This window comes from Dyella soli (genome assembly GCF_054482295.1).
In genome coordinates, this window is the sequence record NZ_JBTFFU010000001.1 from 1,082,927 (window position 1) to 1,103,992 (window position 21,066).

Below are 21,066 nucleotides of genomic sequence, written 5' to 3' on the forward strand. Positions count from 1 at the left end.
TCGGTAATCGAACAAGCTGCATCCGGGGGGAGAGGCTTGGCAAGCGAACACGACAGCGTCCTGCATAGCTGGTGCGTGCAGTCAGATTGGCGAGCGCCGACCGTGGTCGGCGGCAGCGGCGCGCACCTGCATCTGGCCGATGGCCGCCGCATCCTGGACATGAGCAGCCTGGCCGAGTGCAGCAACCTCGGCCACCAGCATCCCGCGATCGTCGAGGCGATCCGCCGGCAGGCCGAGCAGCTGTGTTTCGTCACTTCGGCCTGGGGCGCGCAGCCGCGCGCCGAGCTGGCCGAGGCGATCCTGGACAAGGCCGGCTTCGAGGGTGGACGCGTGTTCTTCACCCTGGCCGGCGCGGACGCCAACGAGAACGCGGTGAAATTCGCCCGCCAGGCCAGCGGCAAGCCGCACGGCCAGATCGTGACGCGCGACCGCTCGTACCATGGCGCGAGCTACGCCTGCATGGCGCTGTCCGGCGACGCACGCACGCGTGCGCAGGTCGATCCCGCGGCCTTCGGCGTGCTGCACGTGCCGCCGCCCTACGCCTACCACGGTGCGTTCGGCAGCCACGACGCACACACCTGCGGCGAACGCGCCGTGGCCGCGGTGGCGGAAGCCATCGACCATGCCGGCGCCGCCACGATCGCCGCAGTGATGATGGAACCCAATGCCGGCACCAACGGCATCGTCGCGCCGGACAACTACTGGCCGGGCCTGCGCGAAGCGACGCGGGCGCGCCAGGTCGCCCTGATCGCCGACGAAGTCATGAGCGGCTTTGGTCGCTGCGGCGAATGGTTCGCGTGGCAGCGCTACGGTGACGCCGGCAAACCGGACCTGATGACCCTGGCCAAGGGCCTGACCGGCGCGCACCTGCCGCTCGGCGCCGTGGTGCTGTCGGCGGACATGGCTGCCCGCCTCGAGCACGAGATGCTCTATACCGGGCTGACCTACTGCGGGCATCCGCTGTCCTGCGCGGCCGGCCTCGCGGCGCTGCGTGCCTACGAGCAGGAGCACCTGATCGAACGCTCGCGCACGCTGGGCCAACGCATGTTCACCGAGCTCCAGGCCATGCAGTCGCGCCACGCCGTGATCGGCGACGTGCGCGGCGGCCATGGCCTGTTCGCGGTGCTCGAACTGGTGGCCGACCGCACCACCCGCGCACCGCTGTCGCCGTGGCCGCAAACGCCGCGCGCACTGCAAACCCTGCTCGAGGCGGCCATGGCCGAGGGCGCGTCGTTCGCCTGCCGCGGCAACCTGATCCTGCTGGCGCCGCCGCTGGTGATCGACGAACAGGACCTGGGCGACGCCCTGTCCCTGCTCGATCGCCTGCTGGCGCGCTTCTTCCCTGCTGCCCTCTGAGGATCCATCGATGAGCTTCCGTCTCACGTACGCCACCATGTACAACCCGCCGGAGGCGATGCACGAGCGCTTCGAGGAAGCGATGAAGCGCGTCGAAGGCAACCCCGGTGCGCGCCATCCGCTGTTCATCGACGGTGCCGACTGCGACACCGCGCAATATGTCGAGCGCCGCGCGCCGTTCGACAGCCAGCTGCGCCTTGGCTACTTCGCGCTGGCCGACGCCACCGATGCGCATGCCGCGATGGCAGCGGCACGCGCCGCCTACCCGGCATGGCGGGCCAGGCCGGTGGCCGAGCGCGCCCGGCTGATCCGCCGCGTCGGCGAGATCATGGAAGCGCGCGTCTACGACATCGCCGCCGCACTCACGCTCGAAGTGGGCAAGAACCGCATGGAAGCGCTGGGCGAAGCGCAGGAAACGGTGGATTTCTTCCGCCACTACGCCGACGACTTCGAAAGCCACGCGGGTTACGCCAACGTGCTCCCGGACGACCCGGTCGACGGCGTGGCCTCGCACAACGCCAGCGTGATGCGGCCGTACGGGGTATGGGTGGTGATCGCGCCGTTCAACTTTCCGCTCGCCCTGGCGGGCGGTCCTACCGCGGCCGCGCTGGTGACCGGCAACACGGTCGTGCTCAAGGGTGCCAGTGACACGCCGTGGGCCGGCCGCCTGCTGGCCGACTGCATCCGTGACGCGGGACTGCCACCGGGCGTGTTCAACTATCTTTCGGGCGCCGGGCGTGAAGTCGGCGAGGCCCTGGTGCGGCATCCGCATACCGCGGGCATCACCTTCACCGGCTCGGTGCCGGTGGGACGCCAGCTGATGCAGCAGATGACCAGCGGCGAATATCCGCGCCCGTGCATTGCCGAGATGGGTGGCAAGAATCCGTGCATCGTCACCGAACACGCCGACCTCGACCGCGCCGCGGCGGGCATCGTGCGCTCGGCCTATGGCATGGGCGGCCAGAAGTGTTCCGCCCTGTCGCGGCTGTACGTCCACGAGCAGGTCGCCGATGCGCTGATCGAGCGCCTGCAGGCACAGATCGACGCGATACGCGTGGGCGATCCGCGTCGTCGCGAAAACTGGCTCGGGCCGGTGGTCAATGCGACGGCCTACGCCAATTACCGGCAATACGCGGAAGCGCTGCGGGCCGGCGGCGCGCGCCTGATCCGCGGTGGCGCGCAGCTGGGCGAAGGCCATGCGGCCGAGCCGGCGCTCGCCAGCGGCTACTACGTCGAACCACTGCTCGCCGAGGCGCCGCTGTCGCATCCCCTGTGGCAGTACGAAATGTTCGTGCCGATCCTGATGCTGCACCGCTACCAGGACCGCGACGAAGCGATGCGGCTGGCCAATGACTCAGCCATGGGCCTCACCGCGGGGTTCTTCGGCAGCGAGGCCGAAGTGTCCTGGTTCCACGACAACATCGAGGCTGGCGTGACCTATGCCAACCGGCCGCAGGGCGCCACCACCGGCGCGTGGCCGGGCTACCAGCCGTTCGGCGGCTGGAAGGGCTCGGGCTCCACCGGCAAGGCGATCGCCTCGTTCTATTACCTCGCGCAATACCTGCGCGAGCAGTCACGCACCGTGGTGGAGTGAGTCCATGCATCTCTCGCTTGCCGATGCGATCGAAAACTGCGTCGCCAACGGCGCCAGCATCGCACTCGAAGGCTTCACCCACCTGATTCCGTTCGCCGCGGGCCACGAGATCATCCGCCAGCGCAAGCGCGACCTGCACCTGATCCGCATGACGCCGGACCTGGTCTACGACCAGATGATCGGCATGGGTTGCGCGCGCAAGCTGACCTTTTCCTGGGGCGGCAACCCGGGCGTGGGTTCGCTGCACCGGCTGCGCGACGCCGTGGAACACCAGTGGCCCAACCCGCTTGAACTCGACGAACACAGCCACGCCGGCATGGCCGCCGCGTTCTGCGCCGGCGCGTCACGGCTGCCTTTCGGCGTGCTGCGTGGCTACGTCGGCACCGACCTGCCCGCCCGCAACCCGAACATCCGCCACGTCACCTGCCCGTTTACCGGCGAGTCGCTGGCCGCCGTGCCCGCGATCAATCCGGACGTGACGATCCTGCATGCGCAACGCGCCGACCGCGAAGGCAATGTCGCCATCGAGGGCATCATCGGTGCCGCGCGCGAAGCCGCGCTGGCGGCGCAGACGCTGATCGTCACCGTCGAGGAGGTCGTCGACGAGCTGCCGCCAGCCATGAACGCCATCGTCCTGCCGCACTGGATCGTCGGCGCCGTGGTGCACTGCCCCGGCGGCGCCTATCCGTCGTATGCGCAGGGCCATTACACCCGCGACAACGCCTTCTACCAGCGCTGGGATGCGATCGCACGCGAGCGCGACCCGTTCCGGGCATGGATGAACGAGCATGTGATCGGCGCGCGCGATCATCGCGCCTTCCTCGCCGGCCTGCAGAAGGCCGCCTCATGAGTGGATGCACCCGCGACGAATGGATGACCATCGCGGCATCTCGCCTGTTGCAAAATCGCGCAGTCTGCTTCGTCGGCATCGGCCTGCCGAGCGCCGCATGCAACCTGGCCCGGCTGACGCACGCGCCCGGCATCGTGCTGATCTATGAGTCCGGCACCATCGGCACGCGCCCGGACGTGCTGCCGCTGTCGATCGGCGACGGCGAATTGGCTGATACCGCCGCCTGCGTGGTGTCGCTGCCGGAAGTCTTCAGTTATTACCTGCAGGCCGGGCGCGTGGACGTCGGCTTCCTCGGCGCTGCGCAGATCGACCGCCATGGCAACCTCAACAGCACGGTGATCGGTGCGTACGGGACACCGGTGACGCGCCTGCCCGGCGCCGGCGGCGCGCCTGAAATCGCCCTGCATGCCAAACAAGTGTTCGTGATGGCGAAAGCTTCGCCGCGCAGCTTCGTGGAACGCCTCGACTTCTGCACCAGCGCCGGCTACCTCGATGGCCATGGCGCCCGCGCACGCGCCGGCGCGCCCGGTGGCGGGCCGCGCGCGGTGATCACCGATGTCGGCCTGCTCGCGCCGCATCCCGAGACCGAAGAGCTGCAACTGGTGGCGCTGTACGCCGATGGCAGCGTGGAGGAAGCGCGCGCCGCGGTCGGCTGGCCGCTGCGCACGGCCGCGCAACTCGACACCATTGCCCCGCCCAGCGCACTCGAACTCGACACCTTGCGCGCACTCAACGCACGCACCCGCGAAGCGCATGCGCGCCCCGTCCATCTTCCGCTCCAGCCCGAGGGATCGCCATGACCGTGCCCAACCCGGCCCACATCAAGACCACCCTGCCCGGCCCGAAGGCGGCCGCGATGATCGCCAGGGACGCCGAGGTCATCTCGCCCTCCTATCCGCGCGACTACCCGTTTGCGATGTCGCACGGCCGCGGCACCGAAGTGTGGGACGTCGACGGCAACCGCTTCCTCGATTTCGCCGCCGGCATCGCCGTGTGCGCGACGGGCCATGCCCACCCCCGCGTGGTCGAGGCGGTGAAGTCGGCGGCGGACCGCTTCCTGCACATTTCCAGCGACTACTGGCACGAGCAGATGCTGGGCCTGGGCGAACGCCTCGCCCGGGTGGCGCCGATGCAGACGCTGGCCGGCGAAGCGGCCATGAGCTTCCTGTGCCAGTCCGGCACCGAGGCGGTGGAAGGCGCCCTCAAGCTGGCCCGCTATGTGACCCGGCGCCCGCGCTACATCGGCTTTCTCGGTGGCTTTCATGGCCGCACGATGGGCTCACTGTCGTTCACCTCGAGCAAGTACACCCAGCAGCTCGGCTTCGCGCCGACCATGCCGGGCGTCACCCACGTGCCGTATCCGAACGCGTACCGTCCGCTGTTCGCCGGTGCCGACCAGGGCAAGGCCGTGCTCGACTACATCCGCATGCTGTTCGAGCGCAGCGTGCCTGCGGCCGAAGTCGCGGCGTTCCTGGTGGAGCCCATCCAGGGCGAAGGCGGCTATATCGTTCCGCCCGACGGCTTCCTCGCCGGCCTGCGCGAGCTCTGCGACGAGCACGGCATCCTGCTGATCTTCGACGAGGTGCAGTCTGGCGTGGGCCGCACCGGCAAGATGTTCGCCTGCGAGCACACCGGCGTGGTGCCCGACATCATGACGCTGGCCAAGGGGCTGGGTTCCGGCCTGCCGATCGGCGCGGTGGTCGCGAAGAAATCCATCATGTCGCAATGGAAGCGCGGGGCCCACGGCAATACCTATGGCGGCAATCCGATCGCCTGCGCGGCGGCCAATGCCACGCTGGATCTCGTCACCGAAGGCTTGGCCGCCAACGCGGCCGCAACCGGCGCGCACTTCATGGCACGCCTGCACGAGCTGGCACTCGACTACCCGTGCATCGGCGAGCTGCGCGGCAAGGGCCTGATGATCGGTATGGAACTGGTGGAAGGCGACGCCGCGCGCACGCCGGCGCGTGCCTTGTGCGACACCGTGGTCACCCGCGCCTTCCACAACGGCCTGCTGCTGCTCTCCTGCGGTACCAGCACGGTGCGTTTCATGCCGCCGCTGAGCGTCAGCACCAGCGAAATCGACGAGGCCATGCTGCTGTTGCGTGCCAGCCTCGACCAGGCGCTGGCGGGGCGCTGACGGCATGTCGCGCCGCCTGGCCGTCGCTCTGACCCTGCTCGCCTGCACGGGCGTAGCCCAGGCCGCGCGCGAGAGCGTGCTCAAGCAAGTCGACCTGCCGCACAACTACTACTGGCGCGAACTGTATGTGCCGCAGCTCACCACCGGGCCGGACTACGCCAGTTTCATGCCCGACGGCGACACGCTGGTCTACAGCATGGGCGGCTCGCTCTGGCGACAGCGCATCGACGGTGACACCGCCACCGAACTGACCCATGCGGCGCGCGCCTACGACAACCAGCCGGACGTCGCGCGCGACGGTCGCAGCGTGGTGTTTGTCCGCTACGACGGCAACGCCATCGAGCTGTGGCGACTCGACCTGGCCAGCGGACGCGAGCAGGCGCTGACCTCGGGCGGCGAGGTGAATCTCGAGCCGCGGCTGTCGCCTGACGGACGCCGGATCGCATGGGTTTCGACGCAGGGCAGCGGCCATTTCAACCTGTTCATCGCCGACATCGACGCGCATGGCCTGCACCATGCGCGCGCCCTGCTGGGCGAACGCAAGACGGCGCTGGACCGTTACTACTATTCGACCTTCGACCACGCGATCAACCCGTCGTGGTCGCCGGACGGCAGCACGATTTATTACGTCAGCAACCCGGAGATCGCCTGGGGCACGGGCGACCTGTGGTCGGTGCCGGTGGCCGATCCGGGCAAGCGCAGCAAGCTACTCAGTGAGGAAACCAGCTGGAACGCGCGCCCGGAGCCCAATCCGGACGGCAGGCGCCTGCTCTACACGAGCTATCACGGCCGGCAATGGCAACAGCTGTGGCTGACCACGCCGGCGGGCGCCGCGCCGTTGCCGCTGACCTTCGGCGAGTTTGACCGGCGCAACGCGCGCTGGTCGGCGGACGGCAAACGCATCGCCTACGTCGACAACCAGCCACGCGACGGCGGCGTCGGCAACACCACACTGCGCGTAGTCACTGCCACCGGAGGCGCCACGACCACGGTCACGCCGGCCCATCGAAAGTACCTGGCGCCACGCGCGCACCTCGTGCTCGATATCGTCGACGAACATGGCGAGCGCACACCCGCGCGTGTCGCCGTGCTCGGCAGTGACGCGCGCGCCTATGCGCCGGACGATGCCTGGATGCATGCCGACGACGGTTTTGACCGCGCCCTGCAGGCGGCCGAGACGCATTACTTCCACTGCGCACCGCCGTGTGCCATGGACGTGCCCGCAGGCCCGGTGAAGATCTGGGTGCAGCACGGATTTGCCTATGCGCCCTGGCGCAAGACGGTGAATGTTGCTGCGGGCCACGACGCGCCAGTGCGCGCCACGCTCGTACCCCAGCCGTTGCCTTCGGCGTTCGGCCAGTGGGTCAGCGCCGATCTGCATATCCACATGAACTACGGCGGGCATTACCGCAACACGCCGGCCAACCTCGCCCGGCAGGCACGTGCCGAAGACCTCGACCTCGCCTACGACCTGGTCGTCAACAAGGAAGAGCGCATTCCCGATATCGCCTCGTTCCGCACCGATGCGGACCCGGCGAGCGTCCCGCGCAGCCTCGTCCTGCACGGTCAGGAATACCACACCAGTTTCTGGGGCCACCTGGGCCTGCTCAACCTGGCCGACCACTTCCTCACGCCGGATTTCTCGGCGTACCGGCACACGGCGATGGCCAGCCCCTATCCGCACAACGGCGTGATTGCCGACCTCGCGCACGCGCAGGGCGGCCTGGTCGGCTACGTGCATCCATTCGATACCCTGCCCGATCCTGCGCACGACGCGGTGCTCAGCAACGAGCTGCCGGCGGACGTGATCAACGGCAAGGTCGATTACATCGAAGTGATCGGCTTCTCCGACCACAAGGCGACCGCGCAGGTCTGGTATCGCCTGCTCAACCTCGGCTTCCACCTGCCCACCGGTTCGGGCACCGACGCGATGGCCAACTACGCCTCGTTGCGCGGACCGGTCGGCCTCAACCGCGTATTCCTCGATACCGCCGGCAAGCGCGATGCGGCCTCAGCCATGGCCGCCCTCAAGGCCGGCCATGGCTTCGCCAGCAACGGCCCGCTGCTCGGCCTGCTGCTCGACGACGCCAGGCCCGGCGACGCGATCGCCGCCGGCCGGCATCACTACCGCGTCGCGCTGCGCTCGCCGGTGGCGGTGCAACACCTGGAGCTGGTGCACAACGGCAAGGTGGTGAAAAGCTTCACGCTCGGCGGCGACCATCAGACGTTCGACGGCGAAGGCGATATCCATCTCGATGGTGGCTGGGTGTTACTGCGCGCGTGGAACGACGGCGCCGATCCCCAGGTGCTGGACCTCTACCCCTACGCCACCACCAACCCGGTCTGGCTCGGCGACCATGTGCGTGCCCCGGGCGCCGGCAGCGATGCCGCCTGGTTCGCGGACTGGCTGACCCGAACCATCGAGGCCGCCGCCGCCCGCGACGACTACAACACCGCCGAGGAAAAGCAGGCGACGCTCGACTACCTCCGGCAGGCGCGCGAGGCGTACCGCGCCATCGCCGCCGGCGCGCCGTCCACCGATTCCCAGCGAGGCACCCGATGAAGCGACCCGTGCGCCTGCCACTGATGCTGTTGGCGCTGCTGTGCTGCTCCGCGGCCGCCCATGCCGACGACACCCGCTTCAGCACCGCCGATCTCAACCGCGTGGCCGAGGTCGGCGAGCCGGCGCTCTCGCGCGACGGCAACTTGATCGTCTACACCGTCACCACGGCCAATCCGGACCGTGACGAACCGCAATCGGACCTGTGGCGCGTGCGCTACGACGGCAGCGGCCGCGTGCAGCTCACCCATACGCCCGACAGCAACGAAACCCGTCCGCAGTGGTCGACGGATGGCCGCCTCATCGCCTTCCTGTCCGACCGCAAGCTCGATGGCGATGCCAGCGACGACGACACCCACAACCAGGTCTGGCTGATGCCGAGCGATGGCGGCGAAGCCCGTCGCGTCACCGACATGCCGGCCGGCGTCGAAGATTTCGTGCTGTCGCCCGATGGCAGGCAACTGGCGGCGATCGCCTTCGATCCCGAGTATCCGCCGGGCAGCAAGAAGCCGAAGCATCCGCTGCCCATCGTCACCGACCGCTTCCAGTTCAAGGACGACGACAGCGGCTGGCTGGGCAACCGGCACAAGCATCTGTACCTGGTGGACATTGCCAGCGGCAAGGCCACCGTGCTCACGCCGGGCGTGCATGACGAACAGCTGCCGGCGTGGTCGCCCGACGGCAAGCTGATCGCCTACGTCACCAAACGCGGCGCCGATCCGGACCGCCACCTCAACTACGACATCTACGTAATCGCCCCGCGCGCCGGCGCCAGCGAGCGGCAGCTCACCACCTTCCCCGGCTCCGACCTCGACCCGTACTGGGAAACGCGGCCGGCATGGAGCCCCGACAGCAAGCGCATCGCCTACCTGCAGAGCGGCGAGGACAAGTGGATCTACTACGCGCCATGGCAGCTTGCGATCATCGATGTCGACAGCGGCAAGGCCACGCTGCCGGCGCCGATCGATCGCTGCTTCACCAAGCCGCGCTGGTCGCCCGACGGGCATAGCGTTTATGCACTCGTGGAGCAGGCCGAAGTCACCCACCTGTCGCGCATCGACCTGCCCGGCGGCAAGATCACCGCACTGACCCACGGCGACCGTTTCGACGCCGACCTCGACGTATCGGCCAACGGCCGCATCGTCGTGCTTGGCGGCGACGACCTGCACCCCCCGCGCCTGTCGGCGGTCGAGCAGGACCAGTTGCGCCCGCTCGACGATCACAACGCATGGCTGGACGCGAAACGCCTGGCGACCACCGAGACGCTGCGCCTGCAAGGCCCCGACGGCACCGCGCTGGACGCGCTGCTGGTCAAGCCGGTCGACTATGTCCCGGGCCGGCGCTACCCGACCATCGTGCGCGTGCATGGAGGTCCGGTGTATCAGTTCAGCCGCGAGTTCATGCCCGACTGGCAGGTTTACGCAGCGCATGGTTATGCGGTGCTCGCCGTCAATCCGCGCGGCAGCTCAGGCCGCGGCTTCGAATTTGCCAGGGCCATCTATGCCGACTGGGGCAACAAGGACACCCAGGACGTGCTCGCCGGCGTCGACCACGTGGTGTCGCTGGGCATCGCCGACCCTGCCCGCCTCGGCATCGGCGGCTGGAGCTACGGCGCCATCCTCACCGACGAGGTGATCTCGCGCGATACGCGCTTCAAGGCCGCCATCGCCGGTGCCGGGTCCGGCAACATGTATGGCATGTACGGCGACGACGAGTACGCACGCGAGTACGAACTCGAACTCGGCACGCCCTGGGCCCACCGCGACGCCTACGACCGCGCCAGCTACCCGTTCCTGCATGCCGGCCAGATCAAGACGCCGACCCTGTTCCAGTGCGGCGAGCGCGACTTCAACGTGCCCTGCATCGGTGCCGAGCAGATGTACCAGGCGCTACGCTCGCAGGGCGTTCCCACCGAACTGGTGATGTATCCGGGCCAGCATCACGGCCTGACCGTGCCGAGCTATCTGCGCGATCGCATGGAACGCAACCTGGCCTGGTATGACCGCTTCCTCAAACCTGCAGGCGCCCATCCTTGAGCAAGGCGGCGTCAATGCGGCGACTGGTAACGCCCGAAGCGCCTGAGCAGCGCGACCAGCTGCGCACGCTGAATGGCCTTGGCGTAGTGCCCGCCGTCTCCCTGCATGTCACGCGCGGCGACCATGGCATTCACGATCGACTCCTCGGCGGCCTGCGCCGTGGCCTCGAACAGCGGGTCCACATGGTCGTTGCCGATGAAGCTCGCCTGCTGCAGCGGCTTGTCGTGCAGCCCGTCGGCATTGGCGGTGGAGAACGCCACGAAGATGTCGCCCGAACCATTGCCGGCATAGCTGCCCATGCGGGCCAGCCCCATGCCGGCGCGCTTGGCGATGCGCTTGAGCTGCTGCGGCAGCAGCGGGGCATCGGTGGCCACCACGATGATGATCGAGCCGGTGTCGCTGGCCGACGCATTGGTTGCGCTGCGCACGCGATCGTCGCGCAGGTACTTGCCCACCGGCACGCCGGCGATGCGCAGGCTGTCACGCAAACCGTAATTGGCCTGCACCAGCACACCGATGGTGTAGTCGCGCTCGCCGATATGCACGCGCCGCGAGGCGGTGCCAATGCCGCACTTGAATTCATGGCAGATCATGCCGGTGCCGCCACCGACATTGCCTTCGGCCACCGGGCCGGATTTGGCGTCGCGCAACGCCTGCGCGGCGTGTTCGGGGCGCACGTGGAAGCCGTTGATGTCGTTGAGGTCGCCGTCCCAGGTTTCGGCCACCACCGGCAGCGACCACCAGTAGCCCGAGGCGTCCGCACCACCTGCACGCACGCGCTCGGCGATCACCGCGTCGCGCACCACGCCGACGCTGTGCGTATTGGTCAGCATCACCGGGCCTTCCAGCTCGCCCGATTCCTCCAGCCACGCCGTGCCGGTCATCTCGCCGTTGCCGTTGAGGGCGAACGATGCGCCGAAGGTGGGGACGTCGAAGCTGTCGTGCCCGCGCGGAAGAATCGCCGTGACGCCCGTGCGCACCTTGTGGCCGTTCGGAAGATCCTCGACCAGGGTCACCTGGCCCACGGTCACGCCGGCCACGTCAGTGATCGCATTCAGCGGACCGGGCGTGCCATCGAACGGAATACCAAGATCCCTGGCGCGGGGTTCGGCCGCCGAGGCGACACCGCACAGGACACTCAGGACAAACGCAAGACGACAGCGGGGCATGGACACTCCAGGGTTCGACCGTTTGTTGCGCCAGTCTATCCCGGGAAACCAGCCACGCATGCAAGCTGACACGACCATCCAGGACCTCACCCTCGCCCGCGCCCTCGCCCCCGGCTATTACGTCGGCGAGCCCATGCTGGCGATGGAACAGCGGGCGGTATTCGCGCGCAGCTGGCAGCTGGTCGCGCACCAGCAGCAGCTCGAGGCGCCGGGCGACCACGTGGTGGAACAGGTCGGCGGCGTGCCCGTGCTGCTGGTGCGTGGCCACGACCACGTGCTGCGGGCCTTCCCCAATGTCTGCCGCCACCGCGCCGGGCCGCTGGCCCTGTGCAACGGCAAGGGCGCGCGCTCCCTGCACTGCAAATACCACGGCTGGACCTACACGCTGGAGGGCCAGCTGCGCAGCGCACCGGAAATGCAGGGCGCCTGCGACTTCAGGGTCGAGGACATCCGCCTGCCCCCGCTGCGCGTGCACGAATGGCAGGGCCTGGTCTTCGTGGCGCTGGACGAGCGTGTGCCGGCATTCGGGGAGGTCTACGCGGGAATTGCCGAACGCATCGCGCCGATAGATCTGTCCGCGATGCGCTACCTGCGTCGCGACAGCTACGACATCGACTGCAACTGGAAGGTGTACATCGACAATTTCCTGGAGGGCTACCACCTGCCCCACGTGCATCCGGGCCTGTCCAGGGTGCTCGACTACCGCGCCTACGACACCGAGCTGTTTCCGTGGCACTCGCTGCAATCCTCGCCCCTGCGCAATAGCGCGGAGATTTACGGCGACGGTCGGGCGTTCTACTACTTCGTCTACCCCAACGTGATGCTGAACATCATGCCTGGGCGCCTGCAGACCAACCGCATCGTGCCGCTGGGGCCGGGCCGCTGCCGCGTGGAGTTCGACTACTACTACGCGCAGGACGACGCGGCGCAGCAGCGCATCGCCGCCGACCAGTCCTTCAGCGACGAAGTGCAACAGGAAGACATCGATATCTGCGAGGCCGTGCAGAAGGGCCTCGCTTCTGGCTACTACGAGGCCGGCCGGCTGTGCCCCAGGCGCGAAGGCGGAGTCTGGCATTTCCATAACCTGTTGCGCACGGCCTATGCCCAAGGCGCTGGAGAACCCGCATGAACAAGAAGATGTCCAGCCTGTTGTGCGCGATCGCCGTGGCATGCGCCGCCGGTGCCGACGCCCACGGCACGGGGCGCACGGTGGTGCACGCCGGCCACCTGCTCGACGTGGACAGCGGCAAGCTGCTGGGCGACCAGGCGGTGACCATCATCGACGGCCATGTCGTCTCGGTGCAGCCGTGGTCGGCCACCAGCGCAGGCGGCGCCAGGGTAGTGGACTGGTCGGGCTATACCGTGGTGCCCGGCCTGATGGACATGCACACCCACCTGGCCGACGAGATGGAGAGCGCCGACTACGGCGCCGCACTGAAGAGCAACCCTGCCCGTGATGCGTTCATCGGCGCCAAGAATGCGCGCGACACGCTGCGCGCCGGCTTCACCACCGTGCGCGATGTCGGCGTGTTCCGCGGCTTTGCCGACATCCAGCTGCGCGATGCCATCAATGCCGGCTACGTGCCGGGCCCGCGCATGTTCGTCGCCGGTGCCTACATCACCATTCCCGGCGGCGGCGGCGAGATCACCGGCCTGCCGCCGGGCACGGTGGTACCGCCGGAATTTCGCGTCGGCGTCTCCAGGGGCGTGGAGGACGTGCGCAAGCATGTCGATTTCCTGCTCGACCACGGCGTCGACCACATCAAGGTGATCGCCACCGGCGCCGTGCTGGCGGACAACACCGAGCCGGGCGTCTCGGAGTACAGCGAGGCGGAGATCCACGCGGCCGTGGTGGAAGCCGCCAAGCGCGGCAAGTTCGTCGCCGCGCATGCGCATGGCGCCGAGGGCATCAAGCGGGCCGTACGCGCCGGCGTGCGTTCCATCGAGCATGGCTCGCTGATCGACGACGAAGGCATCGCGCTGATGGTGCAGCACGGCACCTGGCTGGTCGCCGACATCTACAACGGTGACTACATCGACAGCGTGGGCCGCCGCGAAGGCTGGTCGGAACAAACCCTGCGCAAGAACATCGAAACCACCGAGGCCCAGCGCCAGGGCTTCCGCAAGGCGGTCAAGGCCGGCGTGCATATCGCCTTCGGCACCGACGCCGGCGTCTATCCGCACGGTGACAACGCGCGCCAATTCGCGTACATGGTGAAGTACGGAATGACACCGCTGCAGGCGATCCGCTCGGCCACCATCGACGCGGCCCGCCTGATGGGCAAGGAGAAGGAACTCGGCTCGATTGCGCCCGGCAAGGCGGCCGACCTGGTCGCCGTGGCCTGCGACCCGCTGCAGGACGTGGAATGCCTGCGCCGGGTACAGGGCGTGGTCAAGGCTGGCGAGACGGTTTCCATCGACTGAACCCACCGAGTGCAGACATGAACGAAAGCAACAAGATCGGCTTCTGGACCTGCACCGCCCTCGTGGTTGGCAACGTCATCGGCCTGGGCATTTTCATCCTGCCCGCGTCGCTGGCGCCCTACGGTTTCAACGCCATCATCGGCTGGCTGGCCACGCTGGCCGGCTGCCTGGCACTGGCACGCGTGTTCGCCCATCTCTCGCACGCCCTGCCCGATGCCGACGGGCCCTACGGGTATATCCGCAGCACGCTGGGGGACCTGCCCGCCTACATGGCGCTGTGGGCCTACTGGGTGTCGCTGTGGCTGACCAATGCGGCCCTGGCCACGGGAGCGGTTGGCTATCTCACGGTGGTACTGCCGGAACTGGGCAGGATCCCCCCGGCATTGTTCGCGCTCGGCTTGCTGTGGACGTTCGTGGCGGTCAACCTGTTGGGCGTGCGCGCCGGCGGTCGCGTGCAGATCGTGACGAGCGCGCTGAAGCTGCTGCCCATGCTTGCCATCGCCGTGCTCGGCGCGTGGATGCTGTTCACCTCTCCCGGGGCCTACACCGCGCATCCCCCGAGCACGCCGATGACGCTGGACCATGTGATGGCAGCCTCCACCATCGCGCTGTTCGCCATGCTCGGCATCGAATCGGCCAGCGTGCCGGCCAGCCGCGTGAAGAACCCCGGGCGCACCATTCCACGCGCGACCATGGCGGGAACCCTGCTGGCCGCCGTGGTGTACATCATTGTCTCGTCGGTGCCCATGCTGCTGATTCCGCAGGCGGAGCTGGCCAATTCGAACGCCCCCTTCGCCTTGCTGATGGAGCGCTACCTTGGCGCCGGCGTGGGGCGCTGGCTGGCCTTGTTCGTGGTGGTGAGCGGACTCGGCTGCCTCAACGGCTGGACCCTGCTGATGGGTGAACTCACCCGCACCATGGCCAACAATGGCGTGCTGCCGGCCATGCTCGCCCGCGACAACCATCGCGGCGCACCCGCGCGCGCGCTGGTGCTCACCGGCCTGCTGGCCTCGGTGATGGTATGGATGACCTACAGCAAGTCGCTGGTCGCGGCCTTCACCTTCATCACCCGCGTGGTCACCGCTGCCAACCTTCCGCTCTATCTGTGCTGCTCGCTGGCGCTGATCGTGCTGTGGCGGCGCGGCGCGGCACCGGATGCCGGTCGGCAGGCACTGTTGTTCGGCATCGCCGGCGTGGCCTTTGCGATCTTCGCCTTCATCGGCAGCGGCCATGAGCCGTTCCTGCTTGCCCTGGGCCTGATCGCCGCGGGCTTGCCGTTGTATGTCTTCATGCGCCTGCGTCGCCCTGCGGTCGCCCCGATCAAGGCCTGAGCACCATGCGCGATCCACGCTACGACATCCTCTTTACGCCGGTAAAGATCGGCCCGGTCACGGCCAAGAACCGCTTCTTCCAGGTGCCGCACTGCAACGGCATGGGCCACGCGATGCCGCTGGCCCATGCCGCCATGCGCGAGATCAAGGCCGAAGGCGGCTGGGCGGTGGTGTCGACCGAGGAATGCGAGATCCACCCCAGCAGCGACCTTACGCCCTACGTCGAAGCGCGCCTGTGGGACGACCGCGACATCCCCGCGCTCGCGCTGATGTGCGACAAGGTGCACGCGCACGGTGCACTCGCCGCGCTCGAGCTTTCCCACAACGGCCCGACCGCGTCGAACCTGTATTCGCGCGAGGTGTTGCTGGGTCCGTCGCACCAGGTATCGAAGTACGGCTATCCCTCGCAGGCGCGCGCGATGACCTTGCACGACATCCGCGAGTACCGGCGCTGGCATCGCGAGGCCGCCCTGCGCGGCAAGCGCGCCGGCATGGACATCATCTACGTCTACGCCGCGCACGATCTCTCGCTGCCCATGCATTTCCTGCAGCGCCGCCGCAACCAGCGCAGCGACGAATACGGTGGTTCGCTGGAAAACCGCGTGCGCCTGCTGCGCGAAGTGTTGCAGGACACGCGCGATGCCGTGGGCGACACCTGCGCCGTCGCCCTGCGCTTTGCCACCGAGGAATTGCTCGGCCCCGGCGGCGTCGAACTGGCCGAAGCGCAGGACATCGTCGGCATGCTGGCCGAACTGCCCGACCTGTGGGACGTCAACCTGGCCGCCTGGTACAACGACTCGGTGCCCTCGCGCTTCGCCGCCGAAGGCGCGCAGGAGCCGTTCATCGATTTCGTCAAGAAGACCACCAGCAAACCCGTGGTGGGCGTCGGCAGGTTCACCTCGCCGGACACCATGGTCTCTCAGATCCGCCGCGGCGTGATCGACCTGATCGGCGCCGCGCGTCCGTCGATCGCCGATCCGTACCTGCCGAAAAAGATCGAGCAGGGTCGCGTCGACGACATCCGCGAATGCATCGGCTGCAACATCTGCGTCTCCGGCGACATGACCATTTCGCCGATCCGCTGCACGCAGAACCCGACCATGGGCGAGGAATGGCGCAAGGGCTGGCACCCCGAGCGAATCGAGCCCGCGCGACGGCCCAGCCGCGTGCTGGTGGTCGGCGGCGGTCCGGCCGGCCTGGAGGCGGCGCGCGCGCTGGGCCAGCGCGGCCACGAAGTCAGCCTCGCCGAATCGCGCCGCGAGCTCGGCGGCCGCGTCACCCGCGAGGCCCGCCTGCCCGGCCTGGCCGAGTGGGCGCGCGTGCGCGACTGGCGCGTCGGCCAGATCGGCAAGCTCAACAACGTCAGCGTCTATCTCGATTCGGTGCTCACGGCGCAGGACGTGCTCGATTTCGGCGCGGAACACGTCGTGCTGGCGACCGGCTGCCACTGGCGTCGCGACGGTTTCGGCCGCAGCAACGGGCTGGGCATCGCCGGCCTGGCCGACCATGCGCAGGTCTTCACGCTGGATGACCTGATGGACGGCCGCTGCCCCGAAGGGCGCGTGGTGGTGTTCGACGACGACGGCTTTTATTACGCCAGCGTGGCCGCCGAACTGCTACGCGCACGTGGCTGCGAAGTGGCCTATGTGACGCCGGAAGACAGCATCGCGCCCTGGAGCGTCAACACGCTCGACTATCGCCATATCCGCAAGCGCATGGCCAGGCTGGGCATCGAGGCCATCGTCTCGCACAACCTGGCCAGCTTCGCCGGCACCACGCTGACGCTGGAAAACACCTGGGACGAAGCGCAGACCGAACGCCCTTGCGACGCCGTCGTCATGGTGACCTCGCGCCTGCCCGACGATGCGCTGTACCAGGCGCTGCTGCAGCGACAGGGTGGCTGGGCCGACGCCGGCATCCAGTCGGTGCGCTGCATCGGCGATGCCGAGGCGCCCGGCCTGATCGCGCATGCGGTCTACGCCGGCCACCGCTACGCACGCGAACTGGAAGAACCGGTCACCGGCGAGGTGGCATTCAGGCGGCACTTCCACACGGCCGACCCGGCCGACCTTCGGCGCGACACGCCGACGTGAGGGAGCTGCGACACCGAGATTGCTACAACCCGCCTGCCCCTAGGCTGCCGTGCCCGCATCCGCCAACCGCAGCCGCGCCACGTCGCGCAACGGCGGCGCGCCGAACTGGCGGCTGTATTCGCGACTGAACTGCGAGGGGCTTTCATAGCCCACGCGATGCGCCGCCGTCGCCACGTCGCAGTCGGCGGCCAGCAACAGGCGGCGCGCCTCGTGCAGGCGCAGCTGCTTCTGATACTGCAGCGGACTCATCGCGGTGATGGTGCGGAAATGGTGGTGCAGCGACGAAGCGCTCATGTTGACGCGCGCGGCGAGGTCGTCGATGCGCAGCGGCTCATGGAAGTGGCGCCGCAGCCAGTCGATGGCGCGCGACACCTGGTGGCCCTGGCTGCCGGCGGTGGCCATCTGCGCCAGCCGTGCGCCCTGCGCCCCGGTCAGCAAGCGATAGAGCAATTCGCGTTCGATCAGCGGGCCGAGCACCGCCAGGTCCTGCGGCGCGTCGAGCAGGCGCGCCAGCCGCAGCAGCGGGTCGAGCAGGCCATCGTCGAGCGGGCTCAAGGCCATTCCGGGTGCGGACGCCGGGGCGGCATGCGCGGCTGATGCTTCCGGCAGCAACTCGCGGATGCGCTGCACGTCCAGCCGGAAGGTCAGGCACAGGCACGGCTCCTCGGCCGTGGCGCGAATCACCTGCGACGACACCGGTACATCGACCGACGCCACCAGGTACGACAACGACTGCTGCACGAACGGCTGCTGCCCCAGCAGGATCTGCTTGGCGCCCTGCAGCGCCATGCCCAGCATCGGTTCGTACATGGCGCAGGTGGGTACCCCGGGGGCGTCGGCGCGGAACAGGCTCAGCGCGGGCCACGGTGTCTGGTGCACACCCTGGCATGGCGTCAATCGTTCAACGATGGCTGCCAATTCCTCGCAACCCTGCTGCAGTCGCGTATCAATCGATGTCGTGGAAGGCTTGCTGTTCATGGCACTGAGGGGGACCTTGGCCAGGCTAGATTGCCTGTTCCTCCAACCGGTGACGAGAGTATCGCACCGAGTGTTGCAGGATCGGGCAAGGATCTCGCAGGATCCGGCTACCGAACGACGGAGGCCGCCTCGCATACTGGCGACCTTCGCTGTCCGTCCCCGCAAGGAGTTACGCATGACCCTTTCCATTCGCGGCTATGCCGCCCAGTCTGCGACCACCCCGTTGGCCCCCCACCGTTTCGAGCGTCGCGATCCGCGTCCGGACGATGTCGTCATCGACATTCTCTACTGCGGCGTCTGCCACTCGGACATCCACCAGGCGCGCAACGAGTGGCACAACAGCATTTACCCGATGGTGCCGGGCCACGAAATCATCGGTCGCGTCGCGTCCGTCGGCGACAAGGTGGGCAAGTTCAAGGTGGGTGACATGGTCGGCGTCGGCTGCATGGTCGATTCGTGCCAGCACTGCGCCTCGTGCCATGCCGGTCTCGAGCAGTACTGCGAGGAAGGCGGCGCTACCTGGACCTATAACGGCATCGATCGCCGCGACGGCATGCCGACGTTTGGTGGCTATTCCGAGCGCATCGTGGTGTCGGACAAGTTCGTGGTGTCCATCTCCGACAAGCTCGACCCGAAGGCTGCCGCGCCGCTGCTGTGCGCCGGTATCACCACGTGGTCGCCGCTGCGCCACTGGAAGATCGGCAAGGGCAGCAAGGTCGCCGTGATCGGCCTGGGCGGCCTGGGCCACATGGGCCTGAAGTTCGCCAAGGCGATGGGCGCCGAGGTCACCCTGTTCACGCGCTCGCCCGGCAAGGAACAGGAAGCCCGCCGGCTCGGCGCCGACCATGTGGTGCTGTCGACCGACGACGCCCAGATGAAGGCCGTGACGCGCCGCTTCGACTTCATCCTCGACACCGTGCCGTCACCGCACGACCTCAATCCCTACCTCGGCACGCTCGCGCTCAACGGCGTGCTGTGCCTGGTCGGCCTGCTGGAGCCGATCGAACCGGCGGTGCAGTCGGCCATGGTCGTGCTGGGTCGCCGCTCGATCTCGGGCTCGGCCATCGGCGGCATTGCCGAGACGCAGGAAATGCTCGACTTCTGCGCCGAGCACGGCATCGTCAGTGACATCGAGATGATCGACATCAAGGACATCAACCACGCCTACGACCGCGTGCTGAAGAGCGACGTGCGCTATCGCTTCGTGATCGACATCGCCTCGCTCAGGCAGGCCGCCTGAGTCGTTCAATGCGCGGGTGCGGCCCGGGCCGCACCCTTCGCGCCGAAATGGCGGGTGGCCTGGTGGGCTTCACGCATGCGCCGCCAGCAAGTCGCCCCGCGTGATGATGCCGACGACCTCGCCCAGCCCTGCGCCGCCCATCACGACCAGGCGACCCACGTCCGCCTCGACCATGTGGTCGGCCGCCTCGCGCAGGCTATGGTCTTCGCGCACGACCAGCGGCAGGCGCCGTCCCAACGGACGGAAATGGCGCGGCATGCTTGCCGCGGCGAGCGGGGGATCCAGCGAAGAGGAAAGCGGAAGCGCCGCGCGCGAGTACGGGTCGGGCGACATGGCGGAGTGCGGGGAAACCGTCGGAAGGACAGGCCGCGCACGGTTACGCGGATACGCGCCCCGTCGCTGGCTGGAAAACGAATGGCTGCGACGGCAACGCAGCCACGCCTCGATCAGGTAGCCAGCGGTGCCGCCCTGGGGGCGTTCCAGCCCGCGAGGTTGTACACGTAGTAGCGCGCAATGCCGAGGTATTCGTGCAGCGCCACATCGGCCATGCTGATATTCCAGGCCACCGGGAACGGCACCGTCACGGTCGCCATCCAGTCGCCGGCGACCGGCTGCGGCACGATGCCGAAGTGGCCGAAATAGAGCAGGCTCCGCCGCATGTGCACGCCCGAGGTCACCAGCAGCACATGCTGCGCCGCGTAGCGCTCGAGCAGCGGGCGGATGAACTGGGCGTTCTGCCAGGTGCTCATGCTGCGCGCATCCACCACTACGTCCGCATCGGGAATGCCCAGCTCGTGCAGCGAGCGCGCATACACGCTGGCTTCGGCTTCGCCGTGACCCTGCGAGTCGCCGCCACTCACGAACAGGCGACACTCCTTGCCGGCGCGCTTGCACGACTGGTACAGCTGCGAGGCCCGCAGCAGGCGACCGCTGGCGAAGAACAGCGGCTGCAGCGCTTCGTCGTTGGGCCGCACGGTGCCCGCACCCAGCACCACGATGGCATTGCGCGGCGCCCAGGCAACCGCCGGCTCGACCTGGAAGGTTCCCTGCAACCCATACACCATCAGGTTCGCCAGCGGGCCGCAGCCCAGCCCCAGGAACAGCAGCACGAACAGGCCCGCCATCACGTGGCCGAGCCGGCGCCGACGCCGGCGATAGCACAGCACGGCCAGCAACACCACGACGGAAAGTACGAACAGCATCGGGGCCACCCGTTCCATGGAAAGACGTGGCATCTTAGAACCTGGCCGCGACGCGGCGCGATAGCCGGCATGGCGGGCCAAGGCAGGCCAACA

Annotated in this window: 16 protein-coding genes; 12 read left to right on the forward strand and 4 right to left on the reverse strand. The window is 68.2% G+C overall.

All coding sequences use genetic code 11. From position 1 onward, the window contains the following. The first annotated feature begins 36 nt into the window (after nucleotides 1–36). The 7 genes from ACXU4B_RS05010 to ACXU4B_RS05040 are packed head-to-tail and all read left to right on the forward strand — an operon-like array spanning nucleotide 37 to nucleotide 10,536. The gene (locus tag ACXU4B_RS05010) at nucleotides 37–1,356 is read left to right on the forward strand and encodes an aminotransferase family protein (protein ID WP_131408332.1); all 1,320 of its coding nucleotides are present in this window, start codon (nucleotides 37–39) and stop codon (nucleotides 1,354–1,356) included. Between the two features lie 10 nt (nucleotides 1,357–1,366). Continuing rightward, nucleotides 1,367–2,950, forward strand: a complete 1,584-nt coding sequence (locus tag ACXU4B_RS05015; RefSeq protein ID WP_131408334.1) for an aldehyde dehydrogenase family protein — start codon at nucleotides 1,367–1,369, stop codon at nucleotides 2,948–2,950. A 4-nt stretch (nucleotides 2,951–2,954) separates the two neighbouring features. Then, a complete protein-coding gene (locus ACXU4B_RS05020) occupies nucleotides 2,955–3,800 on the forward strand; it encodes a CoA transferase subunit A (protein ID WP_131408336.1) in 846 nt (281 codons plus the stop codon). Next, nucleotides 3,797–4,600, forward strand: coding sequence for a CoA-transferase subunit beta (locus ACXU4B_RS05025; protein ID WP_131408338.1), 804 nt, complete (start codon nucleotides 3,797–3,799; stop codon nucleotides 4,598–4,600). Before ACXU4B_RS05020 ends, ACXU4B_RS05025 begins: the two co-directional genes overlap by 4 nt. After that, nucleotides 4,597–5,940, forward strand: a complete 1,344-nt coding sequence (locus ACXU4B_RS05030; protein ID WP_131408340.1) for an acetyl ornithine aminotransferase family protein — start codon at nucleotides 4,597–4,599, stop codon at nucleotides 5,938–5,940. The genes ACXU4B_RS05025 and ACXU4B_RS05030 overlap by 4 nt, the downstream gene beginning before the upstream one ends. Nucleotides 5,941–5,944: 4 nt before the next feature. Continuing rightward, on the forward strand, nucleotides 5,945–8,503 hold the full coding sequence (locus tag ACXU4B_RS05035; RefSeq protein ID WP_131408342.1) for a CehA/McbA family metallohydrolase: 2,559 nt from the start codon (nucleotides 5,945–5,947) through the stop codon (nucleotides 8,501–8,503). Then, nucleotides 8,500–10,536, forward strand: a complete 2,037-nt coding sequence (locus tag ACXU4B_RS05040) for a S9 family peptidase (protein WP_131408344.1) — start codon at nucleotides 8,500–8,502, stop codon at nucleotides 10,534–10,536. Before ACXU4B_RS05035 ends, ACXU4B_RS05040 begins: the two co-directional genes overlap by 4 nt. A gap of 11 nt (nucleotides 10,537–10,547) precedes the next feature. Here the strand turns inward: ACXU4B_RS05040 and ACXU4B_RS05045 are convergent, their stop codons facing one another. Beyond that, nucleotides 10,548–11,705 carry a DmpA family aminopeptidase gene (locus ACXU4B_RS05045; RefSeq protein WP_131408346.1) on the reverse strand — a complete coding sequence of 386 codons (1,158 nt, stop codon included), beginning with the start codon at nucleotides 11,703–11,705 and terminating at the stop codon, nucleotides 10,548–10,550. A gap of 58 nt (nucleotides 11,706–11,763) precedes the next feature. Between ACXU4B_RS05045 and ACXU4B_RS05050 the strand changes: the two genes are divergently transcribed. The 4 genes from ACXU4B_RS05050 to ACXU4B_RS05065 are packed head-to-tail and all read left to right on the forward strand — an operon-like array spanning nucleotide 11,764 to nucleotide 17,553. After that, complete coding sequence (locus ACXU4B_RS05050) at nucleotides 11,764–12,834, forward strand: aromatic ring-hydroxylating oxygenase subunit alpha (RefSeq protein WP_131408348.1); 1,071 nt, start codon at nucleotides 11,764–11,766, stop codon at nucleotides 12,832–12,834. Beyond that, entirely contained in the window at nucleotides 12,831–14,129 is a 1,299-nt protein-coding gene (locus ACXU4B_RS05055) for a Xaa-Pro dipeptidase (RefSeq protein ID WP_131408350.1), read from the forward strand. The genes ACXU4B_RS05050 and ACXU4B_RS05055 overlap by 4 nt, the downstream gene beginning before the upstream one ends. A 17-nt stretch (nucleotides 14,130–14,146) precedes the next feature. After that, a complete protein-coding gene (locus ACXU4B_RS05060) occupies nucleotides 14,147–15,460 on the forward strand; it encodes an amino acid permease (RefSeq protein WP_131408352.1) in 1,314 nt (437 codons plus the stop codon). A gap of 5 nt (nucleotides 15,461–15,465) precedes the next feature. Continuing rightward, complete coding sequence (locus ACXU4B_RS05065; protein ID WP_131408354.1) at nucleotides 15,466–17,553, forward strand: oxidoreductase; 2,088 nt, start codon at nucleotides 15,466–15,468, stop codon at nucleotides 17,551–17,553. Nucleotides 17,554–17,592: 39 nt separating this feature from the next. Here ACXU4B_RS05065 and ACXU4B_RS05070 read toward each other — a convergent pair whose 3' ends face one another. Further along, entirely contained in the window at nucleotides 17,593–18,531 is a 939-nt protein-coding gene (locus tag ACXU4B_RS05070; protein ID WP_165583148.1) for an AraC family transcriptional regulator, read from the reverse strand. Between the two features lie 175 nt (nucleotides 18,532–18,706). Between ACXU4B_RS05070 and ACXU4B_RS05075 the strand changes: the two genes are divergently transcribed. Continuing rightward, a complete protein-coding gene (locus tag ACXU4B_RS05075; protein WP_131408356.1) occupies nucleotides 18,707–19,771 on the forward strand; it encodes an NAD(P)-dependent alcohol dehydrogenase in 1,065 nt (354 codons plus the stop codon). A gap of 69 nt (nucleotides 19,772–19,840) precedes the next feature. Here the strand turns inward: ACXU4B_RS05075 and ACXU4B_RS05080 are convergent, their stop codons facing one another. Together ACXU4B_RS05080 and ACXU4B_RS05085 are read right to left on the reverse strand one after the other, a co-directional pair. Then, entirely contained in the window at nucleotides 19,841–20,104 is a 264-nt protein-coding gene (locus ACXU4B_RS05080; protein WP_131408358.1) for a CBS domain-containing protein, read from the reverse strand. 113 nt (nucleotides 20,105–20,217) lie between these two features. Then, nucleotides 20,218–21,006 carry a YdcF family protein gene (locus ACXU4B_RS05085; protein ID WP_240734018.1) on the reverse strand — a complete coding sequence of 263 codons (789 nt, stop codon included), beginning with the start codon at nucleotides 21,004–21,006 and terminating at the stop codon, nucleotides 20,218–20,220. Nucleotides 21,007–21,066 lie beyond the last annotated feature (60 nt).